Source organism: Falsiroseomonas oleicola, assembly GCF_019029495.1.
GTDB classification, from domain to species: Bacteria; Pseudomonadota; Alphaproteobacteria; order Acetobacterales; family Acetobacteraceae; genus Falsiroseomonas; species Falsiroseomonas oleicola.
The window spans coordinates 273,227-296,083 of record NZ_JAERQM010000003.1 but is presented as its reverse complement, the minus strand read 5'-3'; the positions used below and the strand labels follow the sequence as shown (position 1 = coordinate 296,083).

Below are 22,857 nucleotides of genomic sequence, written 5' to 3'. Positions count from 1 at the left end.
AATGCCGGACGCAAGCATCCAGCAGCGTTTTTCGGTGATCGTTCTAATCAGATTTCGGTTTAGACTTTCGCCTGTAATATCTTGATCGCCCGCGCATAAACCTGCTTGCGCGGCAGGCCCGTGGCGGCGGCCACCATCGCGGCGGCGTCCCGCAGACTCTGGCCCTCCATCGCCGCGCGAAGCTGGGAATCCAGATCTGCCTCCGCCGTCACCTCCTCCGGCGCCGGGCCGACACAGATGCAGATCTCGCCGCGCGCCGGCTCGGTCGCGTAATGCGCCGCCAGCTCCGCCAAGCTCCCTCGCCGCACCTCCTCGAATCGCTTGGTCAATTCCCGCGCCACCGCGGCCGGGCGATCGCCGCCCAGACCCTCGGCGAGGGAGGCCAGCGTCTCCGCCAGGCGATGCGGCGCCTCATGCAGCACCAGCGTCGCCGCAAGCCCTGCGCGCTCCACCGCCCGGTGCCGGGCAATCGCCGCGGCGCGGGGTCCCTCCTTCGGCGGCAGGAAGCCAAGGAACACGAAAGGGTGAGGTGGCAGACCCGACAGTGTCAGGGCGACGACCGCCGCGTTGGGTCCCGGAATGGCCGTGACGGGAAGCCCAGCCTCGATGACAGCACGAACAAGCCGGTATCCGGGGTCGGAGACCAGCGGCGTGCCGGCATCCGATGCCAGCGCCAACCGCGCGCCGCCTTCAAGCCGCGCCAACAGGCGGGGTATCATTTCCGCCTCGTTGTGGTCATGCAGTGGCACCAGCGTCGCAGAGGCGCCATAACGCTGTAACAACTGGCCTGTTACCCTGGTGTCCTCGCAAAGCACGGCATCCACCGCGCCCAGCACCGCGAGAGCCCGGGGCGACAGGTCGCCGAGATTGCCGATGGGTGTCGCCACCAGGGAAAGCCCAACAGGGGCCTCTCGGGGCGCCGCCCGCTCAGGAGGGTCGCCGTTTGCCACGTCACTCGTCCCGCCACCTGTTCGCCGCTTCGCAGCCCCAAGCGCCCGTTGCGCCCCAGGCGACAAGCAGGCCCCAGGGCCGCCGCCGCTTTGGCCGGGCATCGCTTGGCGCGTTGCTCGCCACCGTTCTGGGCCTCGCCGCCTGTGCGCCGCAAGCCCCCCGCCCTTCCTTCATCGGCGTCGCGCCGCCAATCGGTGGCCCCCAGATGCCCGGGCCGGTCGGGCCGCAACGCGCCGCCATGCTGCTGCCGCTGACCGGCCCGCAGGCGCCGCTCGGCCAGGCGATGCTGAATGCCGGCTACATGGCGCTGTTCGACGAATCGCAATCCGGCATCGAGATCGCCCCGCGTGACACCGGCGGCACCCCCAACGGCGCCGCCGCCGCCGCCCGCGCCGCCATCGCCGATGGCGCCCGCATCCTGATCGGCCCGCTGACCAGCGCGGAGGTCGCGGCGGTCACCGGCCCGGCGCGTGCCGCCAATGTCCCGGTTCTGGCCTTCACCAATGATTCGCAGCGCGCCGGCACCGGCGTCTGGGTGCTCGGCATCACGCCGCAGCAGCAGGTCCGTCGTGTGGTGGCCGCCGCCGCCGCACAGGGCGCACAGCAATTCGCCCTCGGCGCGCCGGACAATGATTTTGGCCGCGCCTTGGCCACCGCCCTGCGCGGCGCAACCTCCGATCTCGGGCTGCCGCCGCCCAGCATCGCGCTGCATCCGGGCAATGCCGAGCCCGCCATGGCCGCCTCCGGCGCCCGCATCTCCGGCAGCCGGGCCGATGCGGTGCTGATCGGCGAGACCGGCGAGCGCGCCCGCCGATTCGCCGCCACCTGGATGTCCGAAGCCCAGGCCGGCGGCCAGACACCCCGCATGCTCGGCACGGCCCTTTGGCTCACCGACAGCGGCCTGGGCCGCGAGCCGGCGTTGGCCGGCGCCTGGTTCGCTGGCCCGGATGGCCGCGCCCGCGCCCGCTTCGAGGCCCGCTACCGCGACGCCTTCCGCGAAACCCCGCCACGCGTCGCCGCCACCGCCTATGACGCCGCCGCCATCGCGACGCGCGCCTTGCGCAACGGCACCACCCCCGGCCAGGCAGGCCTGGGTGACGGCCTCGGTGGCGAGAGCTTCGCCGGCGCCGATGGCCCGCTGCTGCTGCTGCCGGATGGCCAGACGCGGCGCGGCCTCGCGGTCTATGCCGTCGGCACCGGCAGCGAGCCCCAGCTCATCGAGCAGGCGCCGCAGCCCGGCACGCCTGGCTCCTAAGCACCGCGCTGCATCGCGTGCCGGTCGCCGCCCCCCCCACAGGCCGCTGGCTGGCCGGCGCCGCGCTGATTGGCGGCGTGCCGGCCATTGCCCTGCTGCTGCTGATCCTGGGCGGTGAATTGGCCGTGCTGCCGGGGCTGCTGGCCCTGGCCAGCACCCTGGTCGCGGCGCTCACCGTCTCCCGCATCTGGCTCGGCAACCTGGACAGTCTGGGCGCCGCCCTGCGGCAGGCGGCGGAAGGCGGCAATGGCATGGTGCCGGAACTCTCCGGGCCGCTGCTGCTGCCCTCGGTGGCGGAGGTGGCGGAAACCGCCCGGCGCGTCGCCCGGGTGCTCCAGGCCCGCACCGAGCAGATCTCCCGCCTGCGCCAGGCGGATGAGGCGATCATCGAGCGGCTGCCCGACCCGCTGGTGGTTCTGGATGCCGATGCCGCCCCGCTGCGCGCCAATGCGGAGGCCCGCAGCCTGTTCGGCGCCGCCCCCGGCAGTGGTGGCGACCTCGCGGCGCTGCTGCGCCATCCCGCCTTGGCCGAGGCCGTGGCGGCCGCGCTGGCCGGCGGGGCGCCGCAGACGGCGGATATTGCACTGCCGGTACCCGTGCCGCGTGAACTCCGCGTCCATGCCGTGCCGATGGACCCGCCGTTGGGCGATGGCGGCCGCCTGCTGCTGCTGCTGTCCGACCGCACCCGGGACCGGGCGGTGGAGCGGATGCGCGCCGACTTCGTCGCCAATGCCAGCCATGAGCTGCGCACCCCGCTGGCCAGCCTGATCGGCTTCATCGAGACCCTGCGCGGCCCGGCCGAGGATGACCGGGAGGCGAGCGCCCGCTTCCTCGGCATCATGGCCGAACAGGCCGACCGCATGCGCCGCCTGATCGACGACCTGCTCGGCCTGTCCCGCATCGAGATCACCGAACACCAGCCCCCCACCGGCCGCGTCGATCTCGGTGCGCTGGCGGCGGCGGAGGTGGAGGCGATGGGTCCGATCCTGGCCGCCCGGGATGCCCAGGTGGCCATGGATGTCGCCCCCGGCCTGATCGCCAGCCCGGCCGATGCCGGCCAGCTTGGCCAGGTGCTGCGCAACCTGCTGGAGAATGCGGTCCGCTATGGGCGGGAGGGTGGCACCATCCGCCTGGGCGTCGCACGCGCCGAGGATACGATGCCGCCGCGCTGGCCCGCCCGCCCCGGCCTGGTGCTGACGGTCGCCGATGACGGCCCCGGCATCCCCCGCCAGCACCTGCCACGCCTGACCGAGCGTTTCTATCGGGTGGATCGCGGCCGGGGCCGCAATGCCGGTGGCACAGGGCTGGGCCTGGCCATCGTCAAGCACATCGTCAACCGCCATCGTGGCCAGATGCAGATCGAGAGCGAGGAAGGCGTGGGCTCCACCTTCCGGGTCTGGCTGCCGGCGGCGTAGCGCCACGGATCGCCGCGGACGTGAAATTCGGGCGGCAGCGCGGCATAGGGGGATCCTTCCCCTTGACCCCTGGCCGCGACGTGGCATGTCCGGACGGTGATGCAATCCAACGCCCCGACCGTGCCGTTCCCCGCCGCCCCTGCCAGCCGGAAACGGCTCGCGGTCGTGCTGCTCAACCTCGGCGGGCCGGACAAGCCGGAGAGCATCCGGCCCTTCCTGGTCAACCTGTTCACGGACCCGGCGATCCTGCGCGTGCCGGGCTTCATCCGCCCATTGCTCGGCCGGCTGATCGCCTATCGCCGGACCAAGCCGGCCACCGAGAACTACGCGATCCTGGGCGGCAAATCGCCGCTGCTGGAACTGACCATCGCCCAGGGCGAGGCTCTGGAGGCGGTGCTGAATACCGATGGCGATGTCGAGGCCAAGTGCTTCGTCGCCATGCGCTACTGGCACCCGATGAGCGACGAGACCGCCGCCGCGGTGAAGGCCTGGGGCGCGGAGGAAGTGCTGCTGCTGCCGCTCTATCCGCAATTCTCCACCACCACCACGGGCAGCAGCGCCATTGCCTGGGAGAAGGCTGCGAAGCGCGCCGGGCTGGTGGCGCCGACCACCACGCTCTGCTGCTTCCACTCCTTCCCCGACTTCTCCGCCGCCACCGCGCGGCAGGTGCGCGAAGCCTGGGACAAGGCGCGGGCGGAGCTGGACCCGGCCATTCCGCTCCGCGTGTTGTTCAGTGCCCATGGCCTGCCCGAGACCATCGTGGAAGCCGGCGACCCCTATCAGTGGCAGGTCGAGCAGACGGTGGAGCGGGTGGTGGAGCGGCTCGACCTGCCGGGCCTCGACCACGTCGTCTGCTACCAGTCCCGCGTCACGCCCCAGAAGTGGATCTCCCCCTCCACCGAGGTGGAGCTGGAGCGGGCGGCGCATGACAAGGTGGCGGTGCTGGTGGTGCCGATCGCCTTCACCGCGGAGCATTCCGAAACCCTGGTCGAACTCGACGTGGAATACCGGGAGGAAGCCGAAAAGCTCGGCGTGCCCGGCTATTTCCGGGCGCCGGCCCAGAATTCCGACCCCGGCTTCATCGCCGCCCTGGCCGCGCTGGTGCGCCATGCGCGCCGCCAGGACCGGCCGCTGTGCTCCTTCGCCGGCCCCCGGCAATGCCCGAACCGCTTCGGTGATTGCTCCCATGTGCTGCTGCGGAACGTGAACACCGGCGGCCGCGCCAAGGTCCCGGCATGAGCCCGCCCATCGCCCGCCCGCAGGCGGTGCTGTTCGATTGCGACGGCGTGCTGGCCGATAGCGAGGCGATGCACAACCAGGTCGTCGCCCAGGCCATCACCGAGCTGGGCTGGGAGATGGACGCGGCGGAGGCGGAACGCCGCTTCATCGGCCTGTCCTGGCGCGGCATCGTGCCGCTGATCGAGGCGCGGCTGGGCCCGGACAGCGTGCCGGGCGACTTCGTCGAGGGCATCGTGCGCCGCGTGCTGCTGTCGCTGGAGCAGGAGGTGCCGGCGATCCCCGGCGCCCTCGCGGCCGTCCAGGCCATTGTCGCCGCCGGCATTCCGGTGGCGGTGGCCAGCAACTCCTCCCGCGCCGAACTGGCCACCAAACTGCGCCGGCTGGGCCTCGCCGCGACCTTCCGGGGCCGCACCTTCTCCTATGACGACGTGGCCCAGCCCAAGCCGGCGCCGGACATGTACCGCGCGGCGGCGGCGGCCTGCGGCGCCGATCCGCATCGCTGCGTGGTGGTGGAGGACAGCGTCACCGGCAGCCGCGCCGGCCGTGCCGCCGGCTGCCGCGTGCTCGGCTTCGCCCATTCCGGCGACCCCGCCGCGCTACGCGCCGTGGGCGCCGAGCCGTTCTTCGACATGGCGGATTTGCCCGGGCTGCTGGGGCTGGAGCTGGCGGCATGACGCTCGACCTGCTGGCACCGCTCTATCCCTGGACCAAGGCGCTGCACCTGATCGCGGTGATCGCCTGGATGGCCGGGCTGTTCTACCTGCCGCGCCTGTATATCTACCATTTCCAGACCCCGGTCGGCGATCCGCGGTCGGAGCTGTTCAAGGTGATGGAGCGCCGCCTGCTGAAGGCCATCATGAACCCGGCGATGATCGCCACCTGGGTGCTCGGCCTGGCGCTGGTGCTGACCCCGGGCGTGGTGGATTGGACCGCCGGCTGGTGGCACATGAAGCTGACGGCCGTACTGCTGATGTCCGGCTTCCACGGCATGCTGGGCGCCGCCCGCAAGCGTTTCGAGGCCGATGGCCGCCCGCGCACGGAACGCGCCTGGCGCTATTGGAACGAGGCGCCGACGCTGCTGATGATCGTCATCGTCATCATGGTGATCGTGAAGCCGTTCTGACGGCCGCGCCTTCAGGGCGACCCGGCTTGCAAAGCCCGCCAAAAACCGCCATGTGCGGATTGACGGTGCAGGCTGTGGCCCATAGGGTCATGGCGTCGTTCCGACAAATCGGCGTAGCGTCGCGTTCTGCGGCGTAGCTGGTCCCTCCTCTCCTCAGACTTCTCCTGGTCGCCGCAACCCAGCCCGTGCAACGGGATCGCGGCGCGGGAATGGCCTTCACCCCGCCACGCGCAGCGGCGGCGGCAGAGGGCCAGACCGAGACCCCAGGCCCCCTTCCTCGCGCACGACGGACGCGTCCGCACATGCATCTATCCGAACTCAAGGCCAAGTCCCCGGCCGACCTCCTCGCCTTCGCGGAGTCCCTTCAGGTCGAGAACGCGTCGTCGCTGCGCAAGCAGGACATCATGTTCGCGATCCTGAAGACGCTCGCGGAGAACGAGCAGGCCATCTACGGCGACGGCACGCTGGAAATCCTGCCGGACGGCTTCGGCTTCCTGCGGAGCCCGCAGGCCAACTTCCTGCCCGGCCCCGACGACATCTACGTCTCCCCCGCCCAGGTGCGCCGCTTCGGCCTGCGCACCGGCGACACGGTGGAAGGCCAGATCCGGGCGCCGAAGGATGGGGAGCGCTACTTCGCCCTTCTGAAGGTCGACACCATCAATTTCGAGCCGCCCGAGGCGCTCAAGCACCGCATCAACTTCGACAACCTGACGCCGCTGTACCCCACACGGCGCCTGAAGATGGAAAACCCCGAGGCCGAGGCCGTGGCGAAGGGTCCGACCAAGGACTACACCCACCGCATCATCGACCTGGTGGCCCCCATCGGCATGGGCCAGCGGGCCCTGGTCGTGGCACCGCCGCGCACCGGCAAGACGGTGATGCTGCAGAACATCGCCAAGTCCATCACGGCGAACCACCCCGACGTCTTCCTCATCGTCCTGCTGATCGACGAGCGCCCCGAGGAAGTCACCGACATGGCCCGCACCGTGCGCGGCGAAGTGGTGGCCTCCACCTTCGACGAGCCGGCCACCCGCCACGTGCAGGTCACCGAGATGGTGCTCGAGAAGGCCAAGCGCCTGGTCGAGCACAAGCGGGACGTGGTGATCCTGCTGGACAGCATCACCCGCCTCGGCCGCGCCTACAACTCCGTCGTGCCGTCCTCGGGCAAGGTGCTGACCGGCGGCGTGGACGCCAACGCCCTGCAGCGCCCGAAGCGCTTCTTCGGCGCGGCGCGCAACATCGAGGAAGGCGGCAGCCTCACCATCATCGCCACCGCGCTGATCGACACCGGCAGCCGCATGGACGAGGTGATCTTCGAGGAGTTCAAGGGCACCGGTAACTCCGAGCTCATCCTCGACCGCAAGCTCTCCGACAAGCGCACCTTCCCGGCGATCGACATCACCAAGTCGGGCACCCGCAAGGAAGAATTGCTGGTGGATCGCGCGACCCTTTCGAAGATGTGGGTCCTGCGCCGCATCCTGAACCCGATGGGCACCCAGGATTCGATGGAATTCCTGCTGGACAAGCTGAAGTACAGCAAGACCAACCAGGACTTCTTCGACGCGATGAACACCTGACCCGGCGGGCGCCGCGGATGCCGCGGCGCCCTGCCCCTACCCAAGGACAAGCGCGCACGCGCCATGCCAGCCGAAGACACGCCCATCGCCCGCCTGCTGCGCGCCGCCGCCTTCGCCGCCCGCGTCCATGCCGGCCATCGCCGCAAGGGCGCCGCCGCCGAGCCCTATGTGAACCACGTGATCGAGGTGGCGCAGCTTCTGGCCGAACATGGCGCGCCGGAGGAGGCGATCCTCGCCGCGCTGCTGCACGACACGGTGGAGGACAGCGACACCGACCCCGACCCCATCACCCATGCCCGCCTGGTCGCCGAGTTCGGCGAGACGGTCGCCGGCCTGGTGGCGGAGGCGACGGATGACAAATCCCTGCCCAAGGAATCCCGCAAGGCCTTGCAGGTGCGCCACGCGCTCAGCCGCACGCCCGGGGCGAAGATGCTGAAGCTGGCGGACAAGATATCCAACCTGCGTGCCATCGCCGCCAGCCCGCCCTCGGGCTGGGACCATGCCCGCCGCGTGGAATATGTCGGCTGGGCCGGGCGCGTCGCCGCCGGGCTGAAGGGCGCCAATCCGGGGCTGGACGCGCTGTTCGACGCCACCTATCGCGACGCCATGGCAAGGCTGGCCGCCGAGGCATGACCGCGCCGCCCACATTGCTCGAGATCGAGCAGGCCACCCTTTCCGCCGTGCCCGCCCCGATCCTGGCCTTCGACGGCCCCTTCGTGGTGCGCCGCTTCCTGGGCGGCACCGGCCGCGCCAATGCCGCCTGCGGGCTGGACCCGGGCCCGGACCCCGAACTGCCCGCCCGCATCGCCCGGATCGAGGCGTTCTACGCATCCGCCGGCCAGGTCTGCCGCTTCCGCTCCACCGCGCTGGACCCCGAGGGGCTGGCCGGGCTGCTGCAGGCGCGCGGCTATACCGCGCATGACGAAAGCCAGGTCATCACCGGCCCGCTGGCCGGCTTCGCCCGCTCCGACCCGGACGCCCGCATCCTGTCCGGCCCCGAGCCCGACTGGATGGAGGTGGTCGCCACCGCCGAGCACCAGTCGGAGGCCCGCCGCGCCGAGAAGGCCCGCATGGCGGAGTTGCTCGGCGTGCCCGCCGCCTGGGTTCTGCTGATGGTGGACGGCCAGGCCGCCGCCAGCGCCTTCGTCACCGCCCAGGGCCGCTGCGCCGGGCTGTTCGACCTGGCGGTGCGGCCGGAATTCCGCCGCCGTGGCCTCGGCCAGCGCGTCATGGCCGCCGCCGGCGCCTGGGCCGCGGGCCAGGGCGCGGACTGGGCCTATGCCCAGGTCTCCTGCGCCAATGCCGCCTCGCTCGCCATGAATGCCGGCCTCGGCCTGCGGGAGCAGTATCGCTACGTCTATTGGCTGAAACGGGGCTGAGCGGCCCAGGGCGGGGTCCGGGAAAAATCCAGGAAAGCGGCGAGGCAGGCGCCGAACAGCCGGTCGAAATCCGCCTCCTGCACCCCGCCATGCCCGGTTGGCGCGGCGGGCCGGTCGATCAGCAGAGCCTCCGCGCCGCCCCGTGCCACCGCCGCGCGAAAGGCCGCGGCCCGCGCATCCGGGTCGGGATCATAGGCATCGTCCCGGAACAGCAGCAGCGCCAGGCGCTGTCCGGGTGCCACGGCGGCCTTCTCCAGTGCGCCCCGGAAATCCGCCAGCGCCTGCGGCCGTCGCTCCGGCCGGGTGCCATGCGCGGCCGGCGCAGCCAGCACCACCGCATCCGCCAGCCCGGCCTGTCGCAGCGCGAGCAGGGCGATGAAGGCGCCGCGGCTTTCGCCGACCAACACCACGCGGTGATAGCCGCGCGCCCGCAGCGCCGCGCTGCCCGCCGCAAGCCCGGCCGCGCCGGCCTCCAACGGATCCCGCCCGCCCGCGCGATCGTAGCGCCACAGGTCCCAGCCCGCCGCCACCAGCCGCGCCGTCCAGGCCGGCGCCGCGGGGGGCTGACCCTCGGTGTAGTGCGGATGCAGCCAGACCAGCGCGCCGGTGGCCGCCGCATCCCGCGCCAGCACGCCGGCTTCCGTCCGCAGCGGCCCGGCCTCCTCCGCCCTCGCCGGCCAGCCCAGCAGCAGAAGCAGCAGGGCCGCGCGGATCATGCGGGCGGCGGCAGGCAGGCCTCGGCCAGCAGCCGGAAGGCGGCGGCGCGGTGGCTGATGGCGTGCTTGGCCTCGGCGGTCATCTCGCCAAAAGTCTCGGCCATGCCATCGGGGACGAACATCGGGTCGTAGCCGAAGCCGTTGCCGCCGCGCGGCGGCCAGATCCAGGCGCCATGCGCCTCGCCGAGAAAACCCTCCGTGTGTCCATCCGGCCAGGCGAGGACCAGGGCGCAGGAGAACCAGGCCCGCCGGTCCGGCGCATGCCGCGCCAGTTTCTCGACCTTGGCCATGGCCATCGCATAATCGCGGCCGGCGGGCGTCTCCGCCCAATCGGCCGTCCGCACGCCCGGCGCGCCATCCAAAGCGGCGACGGAAAACCCGCTGTCATCGGCCAGCGCCACCATCCCCGAGGCCCTGGCGGCAGCCAGAGCCTTGATGGTGGCATTGCCGAGGAACGTATCCTCCGTCTCCTCCGGCTCCGGCAGCCCAAGCTCCTTGGCGCTGACGATCGCGATGCCATGCGGCGCCAGCAGCGCCGCATTCTCCCGCACCTTCCCCGCATTGTGCGAGGCCAGCACGATCCGGGTGTCCGTCAGCCGCCGCCGAAAAATCATCCGCGGATCGCCGCCTTCTGCATCTCGAACAGTTTGGTGGTGCCGGCGCGGGCCAGGCCCATCAGCTTCAGCAATTCCTCCTCGCTGAACGGCGCACCCTCCGCCGTCGCCTGCACCTCCACCACGCCGCCCGAGCCGGTCATGACGAAATTGCCGTCCGTCTCCGCCTTGCTGTCCTCCTCATAATCGAGGTCCAGCACCGGCGTGCCCTGCCAGATGCCGCAGGAAATCGCGGCGACATGGTCGCGCAGCGGAATCGTCTTCAGCACATTCATCTTCACGCAATGCTGGAAGGCCAGATGCAGGGCCACCCAGGCCCCGGTGATGGAGGCGCAGCGCGTGCCGCCATCCGCCGTCAGCACATCGCAGTCGAGGGTGATCGACATCTCCCCCATCGCCTTCAGATCCGTCACGGCGCGCAAGGACCGCCCGATCAGCCGCTGGATCTCCTGCGTCCGGCCGGACTGCTTGCCCCGCGCCGCCTCCCGGTCCCCGCGCGTATGGGTGGCGCGCGGCAGCATGCCGTACTCCGCCGTGACCCAGCCCTGGCCGGTGTTGCGCAGGAAGGGCGGCACCCGGCTTTCCACACTGGCGGTGCAGAGCACCTCCGTCAGGCCGAAGCGGATGAGGCAGGACCCCTCCGCATGCCGCGCGGCGCCAGGGGTGAAAGTCACCTCCCGCATCGCATCGGCGACACGGCCAGAGGGACGGACGAAGGGGGCTTTGAAGCCGGCGGGGAAATCGATCATGGGGCGCTGCGTATCACGGGGGATGAAGACGGGGGAGTGAACTCCCCCGCGCCCCCTCCTTTTTTCGGGAGTCCGCCAGATCAGTGGGACAGAACGGAGTCGGAAAGGTAGCCTCGGCTGTGAAGGAGGGCAGCCGATGGCGGTGCCGATATTCGGTGCGATCTTCGGGGCACTGGGGATCGAGGCGGCTAAGGAAGTGGCCGGCGCCGTGGATTCGGCGCTGGCCGCCCTGTTCGGCCGGCGCGTCTCCGAGGTGATGGAGGAAGTCGCCGACAGGGTCCGCGGCTACACGGGCGGCGTGCCCACCAACCATGACCTGGAACGCACGCTGCGGCTGCTGCAACTCACCAGCACCCTGCTGATCCTGCGCGCCTACGAGATCGCGGACGAAACCGACCGCTTCGACCAGCGCGGCACAGCCCCACCACCCTTCATCAAGGCCACGCATGACTGGCTGCGCGACCAGATCGGCCTCTGCCCGCGCATGACGGTGCGGGCGAACGAGACGCTGGTGGAGAAGATGGAACGCGCCCTGGATGGCCTGCTGCGCAGCGGCGACCCGAGCGCCGCCGCCCGCCAACGGATCGCGGAGGTCGAGGCTGCGGCCTGGGCCGAACTCGCCGCCGGCGTGCCAGACCTGCCCGCCGAGTTCCGCGCCCGCTTCATGGGTCAGACAGAATCGATCCCTGGCTGGCGTGACGTTTTCCGTGAATTGGTGCGGGAGGCGCTGAAGGAACGGCCACGGGTCAAGATCGCCTTCGACATCTCGCGCCTCGCCGCCCTGCGCGACGACAGCGCCAGGATGGGCACCGTGCTGGATGCGCTGGCGGGCGATGCGGCGGCACTGCGCGCCCTTCCGCAGATCGCCGCCGACACCGCGGCCACGCGTCGGAACATGGAGGAACTCCGACACGACCAGCAGCGGCTGCCGGCCGAGATCGTCGAGCAGCTCATGGCCGCAATGGAGGCGCGAGGTCATGTTGCGCGGGCGCAGGAGGAAGGGCTTGAGCGCCGGACCATCCTGGCCCTGGCGAAGCGTCTGCGGAACGAGGACGCGCCCGATCTCGACCAGGCCATCGCCGCACTGGACCAGGCGGTGGACATTGCCCTGGCGACGATCCGGCGTGGGGAGCGGGCCTCCAACGAGGATGCCTTCGTGGACCAGGTGCTGGCGCAGGTGGCGCGCCAGACCCGCGACGGCGCCTTCGACGCGGCGGCCAGGACGGTGGATGACGGGCTGGCGGAGTTGGATCGGCGGGAGGCGGAGCAACGCGATTCCTTCCGACGCTCCCGCGCCAGCCTGTTGGAAGCCGGCATGGCTCAGGACACGCTGCGACGGGACGCCACCGCCATCGCGCGCCGCATCGAGGCCCTGGTGGCCCTGGACAATGCGGAGCGACCTGCCTGGACGGCGGCTTTCCAGGCGCGATGGGATGCCTTGTACGAAGAAGGTACCGCGAAGGGCGTCAACTTCTCCCTGGAAGTTGCCGCTGCCCTGGCCGCGCGGATGCGTGCCATCGCCGCAACGCCCGATGAACGGGGCGTTGCCGGCAATCTGCTCGGCAATGCGCTCGCCACGCTCGGGGAGCGTGAGAGCGGGACGGCGCGGCTGGAGGAGGCGGTGGCGGCCTATCGCCTCGCCTTGGAGGAGTCGACCCGCGACCGCGTGCCGCTCGACTGGGCGATGACACAGAACAACCTCGGCAATGCGCTCCAAACGCTTGGGGCGCGTGAGAGCGGGACGGCGCGGCTGGAGGAGGCGGTGGCGGCCTATCGCCTCGCCTTGGAGGAGTGGACCCGCGACCGCGTGCCGCTCAACTGGGCGACGACGCAGAACAACCTCGGCACTGCGCTCGCCGCGCTCGGGGAGCGTGAGAGCGGGACGGCGCGGCTGGAGGAGGCGGTGGCGGCCTATCGCCTCGCCTTGGAGGAGAGGGGCCGCGACCGCGTACCGCTCAACTGGGCGACGACGCAGAGCAACCTCGGCACTGCGCTCGCCGCGCTCGGGGCGCGTGAGAACGGGACGGCGCGGCTGGAGGAGGCGGTGGCAGCCTATCGCCTCGCCTTGGAGGAACGGACCCGCGACCGCGTGCCGCTCGACTGGGCGACGACGCAGAACAACCTCGGCAGTGCGCTCCGGACGCTCGGGGCGCGTGAGAGCGGGACGGCGCGGCTGGAGGAGGCGGTGGCGGCCTATCGCCTCGCCTTGCAGGAGTGGACCCGCGACCGCGTGCCGCTCGACTGGGCGACGACGCAGAACAACCTTGGCAATGCGCTCGCCACGCTCGGGGCGCGTGAGAGCGGGACAGCGCGGCTGGAGGAGGCGGTCGCGGCCTATCGCCTCGCCTTGCAGGAGTGGACCCGCGACCGCCTGCCGCTCGACTGGGCGACGACGCAGAACAACCTCGGCAATGCGCTCGCCACGCTCGGGGGGCGAGAGAGCGGGACGGCGCGGCTGGAGGAGGCGGTGGCCGCCTATCGCCTCGCCTTGGAGGAGAGGACCCGCACAGGCCTGCCCTACCTCTGGGCACTGACCATGGAAAACTTGGCCCTGGCCGAAGAAGCCTTCGGCGAGCGGGAAGCACCGCGCGGCCACTGGTCGGCCGCTCTGCGCCATGTCGAGGACGCCCTGGAGGAATACCACCGCGCAGGCGCCGACTACGACATCGGCACAGCCACCACCCTCCGCGATCGCCTCCTCGCCCGCCTCGCCGCCCTCCCCGACTAACCCCCGCTTGTCCCATCCTCATGCGCAAACTCCGGCACCAGCGCCGCCGCCCTTTCTTCCGACCGTCACGCCCTGGCCCGGGCCGCGATGAAGCCGCCGCCTGTCACCATCAGCGTCGCCAGCACCACCTTGGCCGTGAAGGCGCCCTCGCCGGCCAGGATCAGCAGCAGGGTGGAGGTGACCGGCACCGCATAGGCCAGGGTGCCGAGCAGCCGGGGGTCGCCGCGCTTCATCCCGACATCCCACAGGAAGAAGGCCGCGCCCACCGGCCCCAGCCCCAGCAGCAGCACGGCCACGGCCTGCCGCGCATCCGGGAGCACCGTCGCCTCGAAGGCCAGATGCGCCAGCACCGCCAGGGCCGCGGTGCCGAGGCAGAAGCCGGCCACCGCCTCGGTCGGCACCGTCGCCAGCCGCCGGGTGCCGGAGGTGACGGAATAGACCGCCCAGACCACGGCGCAGCCCAGCGCCGCCAGGAAGCCTGGAATCGCCTCCGGCGGAAAACTGGCCCCCGTCCCGACCAGCAGCGCGCAGCCCAGGAAGCCCAGCCCCACCCCGGCCAGCCGCGCCGGCCCCAGCCGCAACCCACGCAGCGGCGCGGAAAGCAGCACGATCAGCAGCGGCCATAGATAGTTGATGAGATTGGCCTCCACCGCCGGGGCGAGGGCCAGCGCGATGAAATACAGCGCGTGATAGCCGAACAGCCCGCCCACCCCGTGCAGCCAGGCAATCGGCGGCGGCCGCAGCGCCCCCAGCCCGCCCCGCGCCGCCACCACCGCCAGCCCTACCAGCCCGCCCACGGCAAAGCCCATGGCGGTGAGTTGCAGCGGCGGCAGCCCGGCGGCCAGCCGGGACAGCAGCGCGAGAAAGGCCCAGAGCGCGAGCGCGCCGCAGCCGGCAATCGTGGCGGGAGACATGGCGCGCTTCTACGCCGCGCCGCGCCTCACTGGAACTGCGGGTCGATCGGCACCCGCAAGGCTTCCGCCAGCCGGTTGGTCTCGGCCGCCATGCCGACCACGGCCAGCAGCTCGCCATACTGCGCCGGCGTCATGCCCTTGGCCCGCGCCGCGGCGGTGTGGCTGGCGGTGCAATAGGCGCAGCCACTGGTCATGGAGGCGGCGAGGTACAGCATCTCCTTCACCAGCGGGTCCAGCGCGCCCGGCGCCATGACGGCGGAAAGGCTCTCCCAGGTCCGCCGCAGCAGCACCGGATCGACGGCGAGCGATTTCCAGAAGTTGTTGACGTCGGCCACGCCGCGCGCCGCCTTGATCTCCTCGAACACGGCCAGAACCTCGGGCAGGGCCTCCGGGGCGAAATCCTCAGCCATGGGGCAACGGCGCGTAGGGCAAAGCGCGGAAGGCGGTCGCATGGACGGAAATGTCGCGCCAGACATCGCCGGTGAAATAAGGGTCGGCCTCCACCCAGGCGCGGGCGGCCGCATGGCTGGTGTGGTTCGTCGCGGCGATGGAGCCGATCATGCGGCCGCCGGGCGCATCGAGGATGGCGCCGCCGAACAGCAGCGTGCCATCCGCGGCCATCGGCTTCACCCGCGCGAAATGCGCCGGCCGCACCGCCATGCGCCGGTCCAGCGCGGCAGCGTCGGTGCCGTCCCAGCCGATCAGCACGGAATGGGTGCGGCCGCCGGGGGCCGGGGCATCCGGCGCGGGCCAGGGCCGGTAGGGCAGCGGCGCGATGCCGAAGGGATACGCCTCCACCTTGCGCCAGACGCCCGAAGTGGCGAAGGGCTCGGCGGCGAGATAGGCATCCTTCGCCGCCGCATCGCCCGCCACCAGCATCAGCGAACCGAGGCTGCGCCCCGCCTCGTCATGCAGCGGCAGGCCGAGCAGCAGCCGTCCGGCCGCCGCCTCCGCCGTGATGAAGGCGACATGGGCGGCGCGGGCGGCGGCACGGCGGGCGGGCGCTTCCGCATCCGTGCCGTCCCAGGCCAGGATCGCATGGGTCATCGCGGCGACCCCTCAATACATGTGCTGGCCGCCATTGATCGACAGCGTGGAGCCGGTGACGAAGTCCGCATCATCGGCGGTCAGGAAGGCGACGCCGCGGGCGATGTCCTGCGCGGTGCCGAGCCGGCCGCGCGGGATGCGGGCGATGATCTTCTCCAGCACGTCCGGCGGCACGGCGCGCACCATTTCCGTGTCCACATAGCCGGGGGCCACGGCGTTCACGGTGATCTGGTTGCGGGCGCCTTCCAGGGCCAGCGCCTTGGTGAAGCCATGGATGCCGGACTTGGCGGCGGCATAGTTCACCTGGCCGAGCTGCCCGGCCTGGCCGTTGATCGAGCCGATATTGACGATGCGGCCGAATTTCCGCGCCGACATGCCGTCCCAGACCGCCTTGCACATGTTGTAGCAGGAGCCGAGGTTGGTATCGATCACGTCATCCCACATCTGCCGCGTCAGCTTGCGCATCATCGCGTCGCGGGTGATGCCGGCATTGTTCACCAGCACCTCGATCGGGCCGACCTCCGCCTCGATCTTCGCCACGGCGGCGAGGCAGGCGTCGAAATCACCGACATCGAACTTGTAGCAGGGAATGCCCGTGCTCTCGGTGAAAGCCTGCGCGGCCGCGTCATTCCCGGCATAGGAGGCGACAACCTGCCGGCCCGCCGCCTTCAAGGTCTCACTGATCGCGGCGCCGATGCCCCGCTGCCCGCCTGTCACCAAAGCCACCCGTGCCATGCTGGCATCCTTCCCTGTTTGTCGCGGTTCATCCGGCCGCCGCGCTCGCGGCCTTCTTGAGGCAGATCGCGCGTGGGGCATCCTCGCCCGGCTGCGGCAGACGCGCAATTCCCGATCGGCCGTGCCTTGCGGTTGAGGAGGGGCGTGCATTTTTACACTTCACGAATACGTGATAATTCGGGCATAAGCTGTCTGTAAGAGGTGACCGAGAACATTCCCCCTCGCGCCAGGACGCCCAGAGATGCCCAGCCCGAAGCCCGCCGACACCACGGATCGCAACGCCCTTCTTCTGCTGCTGGCCTATGTCGAGGCCGAATGCCGCCGCCTCGGCGCCGACGCCGCGGCACGCCATGCCGCCCTGGCGGCGGAGATGATGCCGGGCCAGACGCTGCCGCAGGGCGCGCGCGTGAACTGATGCTTTCGGCGCCTCCGCGCCGGCTTGGCTGCGCGGCGCCTGGCTAGCGCCGGCGCAGCAGGAACAGCGCCTGTTCGCCAAACAGGTTGGCGAGCCATGGAGAGCGCTTCCAGGGGGAGCGCAACCCCCTCTCATCCACAGCCAGCCAGCGCTCCACCACATAATTCTCCATCCGGCAGAGCTCGAAGAAGTCGCGGATGGTGCAGGGGTGGATATTGGGCGTTTCGTACCAGGGGCGGTCCCAGGTCTCGTTGTCCGGCATCCGCCCGGTCAGCAGCAGGCGCATGCGCAACTGCCAGTGGCCGAAATTGGGGAAGGAGACGATGGCCCGCTCCCCGATGCGCAGCATCTGGCGCAAAACCTCCCGGGGCCGTTCCACGGCCTGAAGCGTGCGGGACAGGACCACGTAATCGAAGGCCCCGTCGGGGTAGAATTCCAGGTCGCTATCGGCGTCACCATGGATCACCGGAAGGCCGGCCGCCACCGCTTCCGTCGCCTCGGCCATGTCGATCTCGATGCCACGGGCATCGGCCCGCTTCTCCCGCGTCAGATGCTCGATCAGCAGGCCGTCGCCGCAGCCGATATCCAGCACCCGCGCGCCGGGCTCCACCATCTCCGCGATCAGGCGGAGATCGAGCCGCATGTTCTTGGCGACGAACCGCACTTCCATGGCGTCCGGCACGCGCATCCCCTCGGGTGACTGACGGGTCCATATCTACAGCAAGGCGGGCCGTGTGGGAATTACGGGCGCCGGCAGCGATCCCGTCGCAGCGCGGGCAATGGCCTGGCCGTTCCGCGCCTTCCGCTTGCCCCCGGCAATCTCGACCGATGTGAAAGAGGGCGGCGCTGCGGGCGTCGTTCAGGGGTGGAACGTCAACTTCCCCATTCGGGAGCGACAGGCCGCCGTTGACGCCGATCGCCTCGGCGTGCGGGTGCCGCGCGGCAAGGTCCGGCGGCGCGCGCGCACCGTCTCCGCATCGACGAAAAGCGCCTCCGCATCGCCCCGAAAATTGTGCGGTCATCCGTGCTCCGCAAAGCACCAGCCATGACCCATCGAGTCAGATGGCGCCGCGTCGCCGCAAGCCGAAACGATCGGAGACGGGTTTGTCATTCCGACATCTTGCTGGTGATCCCGCGGGTGTCGATATGGGTGAAGTTCTCGGACGGGTAGGCATGGATGTAGCCCTTGAGGGCAAACCACACGCCGAAGGGCCACATCCGGAAGGTGCGCGGCAACTCCCCGAAGGGGATGGTGCCGGCCGAGACCTTCTCCGCCTTGCGTTCGAACATGACCGGGGCATGGAACATCCTGCCGGAATTGCTCCATTCCTGAAGCACCTTCTCCACCTCGGTGCAGGCCATGCCGGAGACGATGAAGTCGATGGCGGTGAAGGCCATGTGCTGGCTGGTCTTGGCCCGGCCGGCATAGCCCTGGGTCTTGTCGGTGGAGGCCTGGTTATAGGCCTCGCTGCGATAGACGCTTTGCAGGCTGATGGACTTGCCGAGATGTTCGCGCAGCGCGTCCAGCACGATGATGGTGGGGATGATGTTGTCCCACAGCCGCTCCGGCGGCGTGCTGTTGGCGGTGCCGAACTTGTTCTTGGATGAAGTCCGGGCCAGCAGCTCGGATGCCTTGAAGTATTTCAGCCCGACCGCGTCGATGCGGGCGGCGAACTTGGTCTTGTAGTCCGACATCGCCTTGTCCTCCCGCCCCCAGGATGGGTGCGGGAGGTGACGCGGCGATTTCACCCCGCGTCGCGGCCATGTGTCATTTGTGTCAGGGCGAAACCTTCGCCTCGATCGCATCCCACAGCGCCCGCTCAAGGTGGATGCCGTCGAAGCGGGCGATCTCCTGCAGGCCGGTGGGGGAGGTGACGTTGATCTCCGTCAGATAGCCGCCGATCACGTCGATGCCGACGAAGATCATGCCGCGTGCCTTCAATTCCGGCCCGATGGCGGCGCAGATTTCCTTCTCGCGGTCCGTCATGACGGTCTGGGTGGCCTTGCCGCCGACATGCATGTTGGACCGGGCCTCGCCCTTCGCCGGCACGCGGTTGATGGCGCCCATGGCGACGCCATCGACCAGGATGATGCGCTTGTCACCCTCCCGCACCGCGGGGACGTATTTCTGGATCACCAGCGGCTCCCGCGACCGCTCGGTGAACATTTCCACCAGCGCATTCATGTTCGGGTCTTCGGGGCGCAGGTGGAAGACGCCGGCGCCGCCATTGCCGAACAGCGGCTTGATGATGATGTCGCCGTGCTTCTCCCGGAATTTCCGGATCTGGCCGACATCCGCCGTCACCAGCGTCTCCGGCATCAGTTCCGGGAAGTGGGTGACGAACAGCTTTTCGGGCGCGTTGCGCACGCTGGCCGGGTCGTTCACCACCAGGGTCTTCGGGTGGATATGCTCCAGGATATGGGTGGCGGTGATATAGGCCATGTCGAAGGGCGGGTCCTGGCGCATCAGCACCACGTCGACCTCACCCAGATCCAGCTCCTCCACCGCGCCCAGGGTGAAGTGGTCGCCCTTCACCCGGCGCACCTCCACCGGCTGCGCCTGGGCCAGCACCCGGCCGCCCAGCAGCGCCAGGTCCCGGACATGATAGTGCCACAGGGCATGGCCGCGCGATTGCGCTTCCAGCATCATGGCAAAGGTGCTGTCGCCGTCGATATTGATGGAGGCGATGGGGTCCATCTGGACCGCGACCTTGAGGCTGCGCGCCATGGGGGTGGTTCTCCGCTTTCGAGCCTTCCTGTGGCATTGCCGGGCGCAGGTTGAAAGAGGGGGCGCCGGCATTGACCGGCGCGGCAGGGGCGGGGCACTTCAGGCGGCATGAACATCCTTTCCGGAAAGGCCCGCAAGGCGGGCGTGCTGGGCTGGCCCGTGGCGCATTCCCGCTCCCCCCGCCTGCACGGCTTCTGGCTGGCGCGGCACGGCATCGACGGCGCCTATCTGCCGCTGCCGGTGCGGCCGGAGCATTTTCGGGAGGCCGTCATCGCCCTGTCCCGACTGGGTTTTTCGGGGGCGAATGTGACGATCCCGCACAAGGAAGCGGCCTATGCGCTGTGCGACAGCGTGGATGCGGTGGGGCAGCGGGCGGGGTCGGTGAACACGCTGTTCTTCCGCGAGGATGGGCGGATCGAGGGCACCAGCACGGATGGCTACGGCTTTCTCGAATCCATCCGCGAGCAGGCGCCGGGCTGGCAGGCGACGGACGGGCCGGCGGTGATCCTGGGGGCCGGCGGGGCGGTGCGGTCAGTGGCCGCGGCCCTGCTCGATGCCGGCTGCCCCAGGCTGGTGCTCGTCAACCGAACCTTGGCACGGGCGGAGGCCCTGGCGCGGGACCTTGGCGGGCCGGTGGAGGTCACCGACCAGCCCCGGCTGGAAGGCGCCGCCCTGCTGGTGAACGGCACCTCGCTCGGCATGATGGGGGAGCCGCCCTTGGAGATCGACCTGGCACCGCTGCCCGGCCATGCGGTGGTTGCGGACATGGTCTATGCGCCGCTGGAAACCGCGCTTCTGGCCCAGGCGCGGGCGCGCGGGCTGCGGGCGGTGGATGGGCTCGGCATGCTGCTGCACCAGGCGCGGCCCGGTTTTCACCAGTGGTTCGGCGTGGCCCCGACCGTGGATGCCGAGCTGCGCGCCTTCGTCGCCCACGACCTGCTGCGATGAAGGTCATCGGCCTGACCGGCAGCATCGGCATGGGCAAGTCCACGGCCTCCAACACCTTCCGGCGGCTGCGCGTGCCGGTCTTCGACGCCGATGCCGCCGTGCATGCCCTGCAAGGCCGGGGCGGCGCCGCCGTCGCCCCGATCGAGGCCGCCTTTCCCGGCACCACGCGGGATGGGCGGGTGAGCCGGGAGGCGCTGCGCGCCCGCGTCCTCGGCGACCCCGCCGCGTTGAAGCGGCTGGAGGCGATCATGCACCCGCTGGTGCGCCGCGCCGAACGCGCCTTCCTGGCCGCCTGCCGCAGGCGGGGGGAGGCGCTGGCCGTGCTCGACGTGCCGCTGCTGCTGGAAACCGGCGGCCAGCATCGCGTGGACCTCGTGGTTGTCGTTTCCGCCCCTGCCGCCGTGCAGCGCGCCCGGGTGCTGCGCCGCGGCGGCATGACGCCGGACCGGCTGGCCGCCATCCTCGCCCGGCAGATGCCGGATGCCCGCAAGCGTCGGATGGCGGATCATGTCATCCATACCGGCCTGACCCGCCACCACGCCCAGCGCCAGATCCGCGCGCTGGTCCGGAGCCTCTGACATGCGCCAGATCGTGCTGGATACCGAGACCACCGGCCTCGACCCCGCCTCCGGCGACCGGGTGATCGAGGTGGCGGCCATCGAGATCTTCAACTTCATGCCGACCGGCGCGACCTACCACCAGCTTGTCGATCCGGAGCGCGACATTCCGGAGGAAGCGACCCGCGTCCACGGGATGACGGCGGAGATGCTGCGCGGCAAGCCGCTGTTCCGCGACATCGCCGGCGGCATGCTGGATTTCCTGGGTGACTCCGAGATCATCGCCCATAACGCGCCCTTCGACTTCGGCTTCCTGGATGCCGAGCTGGTGCGCGCGGGCTTCCCGAAGCTGGACCGGACGCGGATGGTCGACAGCCTGGCGGTGGCCAAGCGGCGCTATCCGGGCCTGCCGAACAGCCTGGACGCGCTGTGCCGGCGCCTCGGCGTCGATAATTCCATGCGGACGGCGCATAATGCGCTGCTCGACGTGAAGCTGCTGGCGGAAGTCTATCTGGAGCTGATGGGCGGCAAGCAGCCCGGCTTCGAACTGGCCGCCCGCCCCGCCCGGCCCCTGCCCATGGGCGCCTTGGTGGTGGCGCCGGTGATCCGGACGCCGCGCCCGATCGTGGTCAGTGAGGCGGAACTGGCGGCGCATGCCGAATTCGTCGCGAAGAAGCTGAAGGACCCCCTCTGGTCCACCCTCGCAGCGCCGGCCGGCTTGGCCTAGGCTTCGCCACATGAGCCAGACCCGCCCCCGCGTCGCGCTGTTCGTCACCTGCCTGGTGGACCTCTACCGCCCATCGGTCGGCTTCGCCGCGATCAAACTGCTGGAGCAGGCGGGCTGCCAGGTGGTGGTGCCGGAAGGCCAGACCTGCTGCGGCCAGCCCGCCTATAATTCCGGCGACCGCGCCACGGCCATCGAACTGGCCCGCGCCGTGGTCGATGAATTTTTGGCGTTTGACTATGTCGTGGCGCCTTCCGGGTCCTGCGCCGGGATGATCAGCCATCACTTCCCCGGCCTCTTCGCCGACGACCCGCATTACCGCGGCAAGGCGGAGGCGCTGGCCGCCAAGACGCATGAGCTGATCTCCTTCCTGACCGATGTGCGCGCCCTGACGCAGGTGGAGGCGCGCTTCGACAGCATCGCGACCTATCACGACAGTTGCTCCGGCCTGCGCGAGCTCGGCGTGAAGGCGCAGCCGCGCAAGCTGCTGGGGACCGTCGCCGGGCTGGCTTTGCGGGAGATGGGCGACAGCGAGCTGTGCTGCGGCTTTGGCGGCACCTTTTGCGTGAAGTACCCCGACATCTCGACCCGCATGGTCGGCGACAAGACCAAGGACATCACCGCGACCGGCGCCGACACCTTGCTGGCCGGCGACCTCGGCTGCCTGCTGAACATGGCCGGCAAACTGGCGCGGGAGGGTTCGCCCGTGCAGGTGCGGCACGTGGCCGAGGTGCTGGCCGGCGTCACGGAGGATGTGGCACCGATCGGGATGGTGAAGGGGTAGGGTCTACGAGTCCTTCCGGGATCATGTGGCGCTCCGACATCGCCTTCAGATCACGCCGCCCCACGGCCGCAGGTCGGCATCGCCTGGGGCACGACCTGATGGTGGTGGTTGGCCGAAGCGGTCGTCATGGCGGACAGCACGACAGCGGCACCTCCCGCCAACTCCTTTTACGACGGTCGTAGGAGCGGTTCCGACGCTCGCGCGGGCCGCGGCGTCGTGGTTCGGGTGGGAGAAGTCCGCCGCCGGCCGGCAATCTGAC

26 protein-coding genes are annotated in these 22,857 nt (G+C 70.4%); 15 read left to right on the top strand and 11 right to left on the bottom strand.

Features of this window, described 5'->3' with window-relative positions; genetic code table 11:
* Positions 1-59: 59 nt before the first annotated feature.
* Positions 60-950, bottom strand: a complete 891-nt coding sequence (gene rsmI / locus JJQ90_RS12240; RefSeq protein ID WP_329959434.1) for a 16S rRNA (cytidine(1402)-2'-O)-methyltransferase — start codon at positions 948-950, stop codon at positions 60-62.
* A 206-nt stretch (positions 951-1,156) separates the two neighbouring features.
* Here rsmI and JJQ90_RS12235 point away from each other — a divergent pair, with 206 nt between their 5' ends.
* The 8 genes from JJQ90_RS12235 to JJQ90_RS12200 all read left to right on the top strand — a co-directional run bounded on the left by JJQ90_RS12235 (position 1,157) and on the right by JJQ90_RS12200 (position 8,939).
* Positions 1,157-2,206 carry a penicillin-binding protein activator gene (locus tag JJQ90_RS12235; protein ID WP_216875773.1) on the top strand — a complete coding sequence of 350 codons (1,050 nt, stop codon included), beginning with the start codon at positions 1,157-1,159 and terminating at the stop codon, positions 2,204-2,206.
* Positions 2,207-2,223: 17 nt separating this feature from the next.
* The gene (locus JJQ90_RS12230) at positions 2,224-3,621 is read left to right on the top strand and encodes an ATP-binding protein (protein ID WP_329959433.1); all 1,398 of its coding nucleotides are present in this window, start codon (positions 2,224-2,226) and stop codon (positions 3,619-3,621) included.
* 99 nt (positions 3,622-3,720) lie between these two features.
* Complete coding sequence (hemH, locus tag JJQ90_RS12225) at positions 3,721-4,860, top strand: ferrochelatase (protein WP_216875772.1); 1,140 nt, start codon at positions 3,721-3,723, stop codon at positions 4,858-4,860.
* The gene (locus JJQ90_RS12220) at positions 4,857-5,534 is read left to right on the top strand and encodes an HAD family hydrolase (protein WP_216875770.1); all 678 of its coding nucleotides are present in this window, start codon (positions 4,857-4,859) and stop codon (positions 5,532-5,534) included. Before hemH ends, JJQ90_RS12220 begins: the two co-directional genes overlap by 4 nt.
* Positions 5,531-5,983, top strand: coding sequence for a protoporphyrinogen oxidase HemJ (gene hemJ, locus JJQ90_RS12215; protein WP_216875768.1), 453 nt, complete (start codon positions 5,531-5,533; stop codon positions 5,981-5,983). The genes JJQ90_RS12220 and hemJ overlap by 4 nt, the downstream gene beginning before the upstream one ends.
* 302 nt (positions 5,984-6,285) lie before the next feature.
* Complete coding sequence (rho, locus tag JJQ90_RS12210) at positions 6,286-7,560, top strand: transcription termination factor Rho (RefSeq protein WP_216834699.1); 1,275 nt, start codon at positions 6,286-6,288, stop codon at positions 7,558-7,560.
* 63 nt (positions 7,561-7,623) lie between these two features.
* Complete coding sequence (locus JJQ90_RS12205; RefSeq protein ID WP_216875766.1) at positions 7,624-8,193, top strand: HD domain-containing protein; 570 nt, start codon at positions 7,624-7,626, stop codon at positions 8,191-8,193.
* Entirely contained in the window at positions 8,190-8,939 is a 750-nt protein-coding gene (locus JJQ90_RS12200; protein ID WP_216875764.1) for a GNAT family N-acetyltransferase, read from the top strand. The genes JJQ90_RS12205 and JJQ90_RS12200 overlap by 4 nt, the downstream gene beginning before the upstream one ends.
* Here the strand turns inward: JJQ90_RS12200 and JJQ90_RS12195 are convergent.
* Genes JJQ90_RS12195 through rph form a run of 3 tightly spaced genes read right to left on the bottom strand, consistent with a single transcriptional unit; the run spans position 8,918 to position 11,018 of the window.
* Positions 8,918-9,655, bottom strand: coding sequence for an alpha/beta fold hydrolase (locus JJQ90_RS12195; RefSeq protein WP_216875762.1), 738 nt, complete (start codon positions 9,653-9,655; stop codon positions 8,918-8,920). The two genes, JJQ90_RS12200 and JJQ90_RS12195, sit on opposite strands and share 22 nt — an antisense overlap.
* A complete protein-coding gene (locus tag JJQ90_RS12190) occupies positions 9,652-10,269 on the bottom strand; it encodes a non-canonical purine NTP pyrophosphatase (RefSeq protein WP_216875760.1) in 618 nt (205 codons plus the stop codon). Before JJQ90_RS12190 ends, JJQ90_RS12195 begins: the two co-directional genes overlap by 4 nt.
* Complete coding sequence (gene rph / locus JJQ90_RS12185) at positions 10,266-11,018, bottom strand: ribonuclease PH (protein ID WP_216875758.1); 753 nt, start codon at positions 11,016-11,018, stop codon at positions 10,266-10,268. Before rph ends, JJQ90_RS12190 begins: the two co-directional genes overlap by 4 nt.
* A gap of 136 nt (positions 11,019-11,154) precedes the next feature.
* On the opposite strand from rph, the gene JJQ90_RS12180 reads away from it, so the two are divergent.
* Positions 11,155-13,746, top strand: coding sequence for a tetratricopeptide repeat protein (locus tag JJQ90_RS12180; RefSeq protein WP_216875756.1), 2,592 nt, complete (start codon positions 11,155-11,157; stop codon positions 13,744-13,746).
* A gap of 65 nt (positions 13,747-13,811) precedes the next feature.
* Here the strand turns inward: JJQ90_RS12180 and yddG are convergent, their stop codons facing one another.
* The 4 genes from yddG to phbB are packed head-to-tail and all read right to left on the bottom strand — an operon-like array spanning position 13,812 to position 16,442.
* On the bottom strand, positions 13,812-14,660 hold the full coding sequence (yddG, locus tag JJQ90_RS12175) for an aromatic amino acid exporter YddG (protein ID WP_216875754.1): 849 nt from the start codon (positions 14,658-14,660) through the stop codon (positions 13,812-13,814).
* A gap of 26 nt (positions 14,661-14,686) precedes the next feature.
* Entirely contained in the window at positions 14,687-15,070 is a 384-nt protein-coding gene (locus JJQ90_RS12170) for a carboxymuconolactone decarboxylase family protein (RefSeq protein WP_216875752.1), read from the bottom strand.
* Positions 15,063-15,707, bottom strand: a complete 645-nt coding sequence (locus JJQ90_RS26970; RefSeq protein WP_230410600.1) for a YciI family protein — start codon at positions 15,705-15,707, stop codon at positions 15,063-15,065. The genes JJQ90_RS12170 and JJQ90_RS26970 overlap by 8 nt, the downstream gene beginning before the upstream one ends.
* 12 nt (positions 15,708-15,719) lie before the next feature.
* Complete coding sequence (gene phbB, locus JJQ90_RS12155; RefSeq protein ID WP_216875750.1) at positions 15,720-16,442, bottom strand: acetoacetyl-CoA reductase; 723 nt, start codon at positions 16,440-16,442, stop codon at positions 15,720-15,722.
* A 241-nt stretch (positions 16,443-16,683) separates the two neighbouring features.
* Here phbB and JJQ90_RS12150 point away from each other — a divergent pair, with 241 nt between their 5' ends.
* Positions 16,684-16,857 (top strand): hypothetical protein, encoded by a 174-nt coding sequence (locus tag JJQ90_RS12150; RefSeq protein WP_216875748.1) that lies wholly within the window; start codon positions 16,684-16,686, stop codon positions 16,855-16,857.
* Between the two features lie 43 nt (positions 16,858-16,900).
* Here the strand turns inward: JJQ90_RS12150 and metW are convergent, their stop codons facing one another.
* On the bottom strand, positions 16,901-17,500 hold the full coding sequence (gene metW / locus JJQ90_RS12145; protein WP_216876299.1) for a methionine biosynthesis protein MetW: 600 nt from the start codon (positions 17,498-17,500) through the stop codon (positions 16,901-16,903).
* Between the two features lie 136 nt (positions 17,501-17,636).
* Between metW and JJQ90_RS12140 the strand changes: the two genes are divergently transcribed.
* Positions 17,637-17,906 (top strand): hypothetical protein, encoded by a 270-nt coding sequence (locus JJQ90_RS12140; protein WP_216875746.1) that lies wholly within the window; start codon positions 17,637-17,639, stop codon positions 17,904-17,906.
* Positions 17,907-17,964: 58 nt separating this feature from the next.
* Here JJQ90_RS12140 and JJQ90_RS12135 read toward each other — a convergent pair whose 3' ends face one another.
* Entirely contained in the window at positions 17,965-18,552 is a 588-nt protein-coding gene (locus tag JJQ90_RS12135) for a D-Ala-D-Ala carboxypeptidase family metallohydrolase (protein ID WP_216875744.1), read from the bottom strand.
* 82 nt (positions 18,553-18,634) lie between these two features.
* A complete protein-coding gene (gshB, locus tag JJQ90_RS12130) occupies positions 18,635-19,585 on the bottom strand; it encodes a glutathione synthase (protein ID WP_216875742.1) in 951 nt (316 codons plus the stop codon).
* Positions 19,586-19,693: 108 nt separating this feature from the next.
* Here gshB and JJQ90_RS12125 point away from each other — a divergent pair, with 108 nt between their 5' ends.
* The 4 genes from JJQ90_RS12125 to JJQ90_RS12110 are packed head-to-tail and all read left to right on the top strand — an operon-like array spanning position 19,694 to position 22,598.
* Entirely contained in the window at positions 19,694-20,533 is an 840-nt protein-coding gene (locus JJQ90_RS12125) for a shikimate dehydrogenase (RefSeq protein WP_230410599.1), read from the top strand.
* Positions 20,530-21,111: a dephospho-CoA kinase gene (coaE, locus tag JJQ90_RS12120; RefSeq protein ID WP_216875740.1), complete on the top strand. Its 582-nt coding sequence runs from the start codon at positions 20,530-20,532 to the stop codon at positions 21,109-21,111. The genes JJQ90_RS12125 and coaE overlap by 4 nt, the downstream gene beginning before the upstream one ends.
* A 1-nt stretch (position 21,112) precedes the next feature.
* Complete coding sequence (dnaQ, locus tag JJQ90_RS12115) at positions 21,113-21,817, top strand: DNA polymerase III subunit epsilon (protein ID WP_216875738.1); 705 nt, start codon at positions 21,113-21,115, stop codon at positions 21,815-21,817.
* Between the two features lie 10 nt (positions 21,818-21,827).
* Positions 21,828-22,598 carry a (Fe-S)-binding protein gene (locus JJQ90_RS12110; RefSeq protein ID WP_216875736.1) on the top strand — a complete coding sequence of 257 codons (771 nt, stop codon included), beginning with the start codon at positions 21,828-21,830 and terminating at the stop codon, positions 22,596-22,598.
* Positions 22,599-22,857 lie beyond the last annotated feature (259 nt).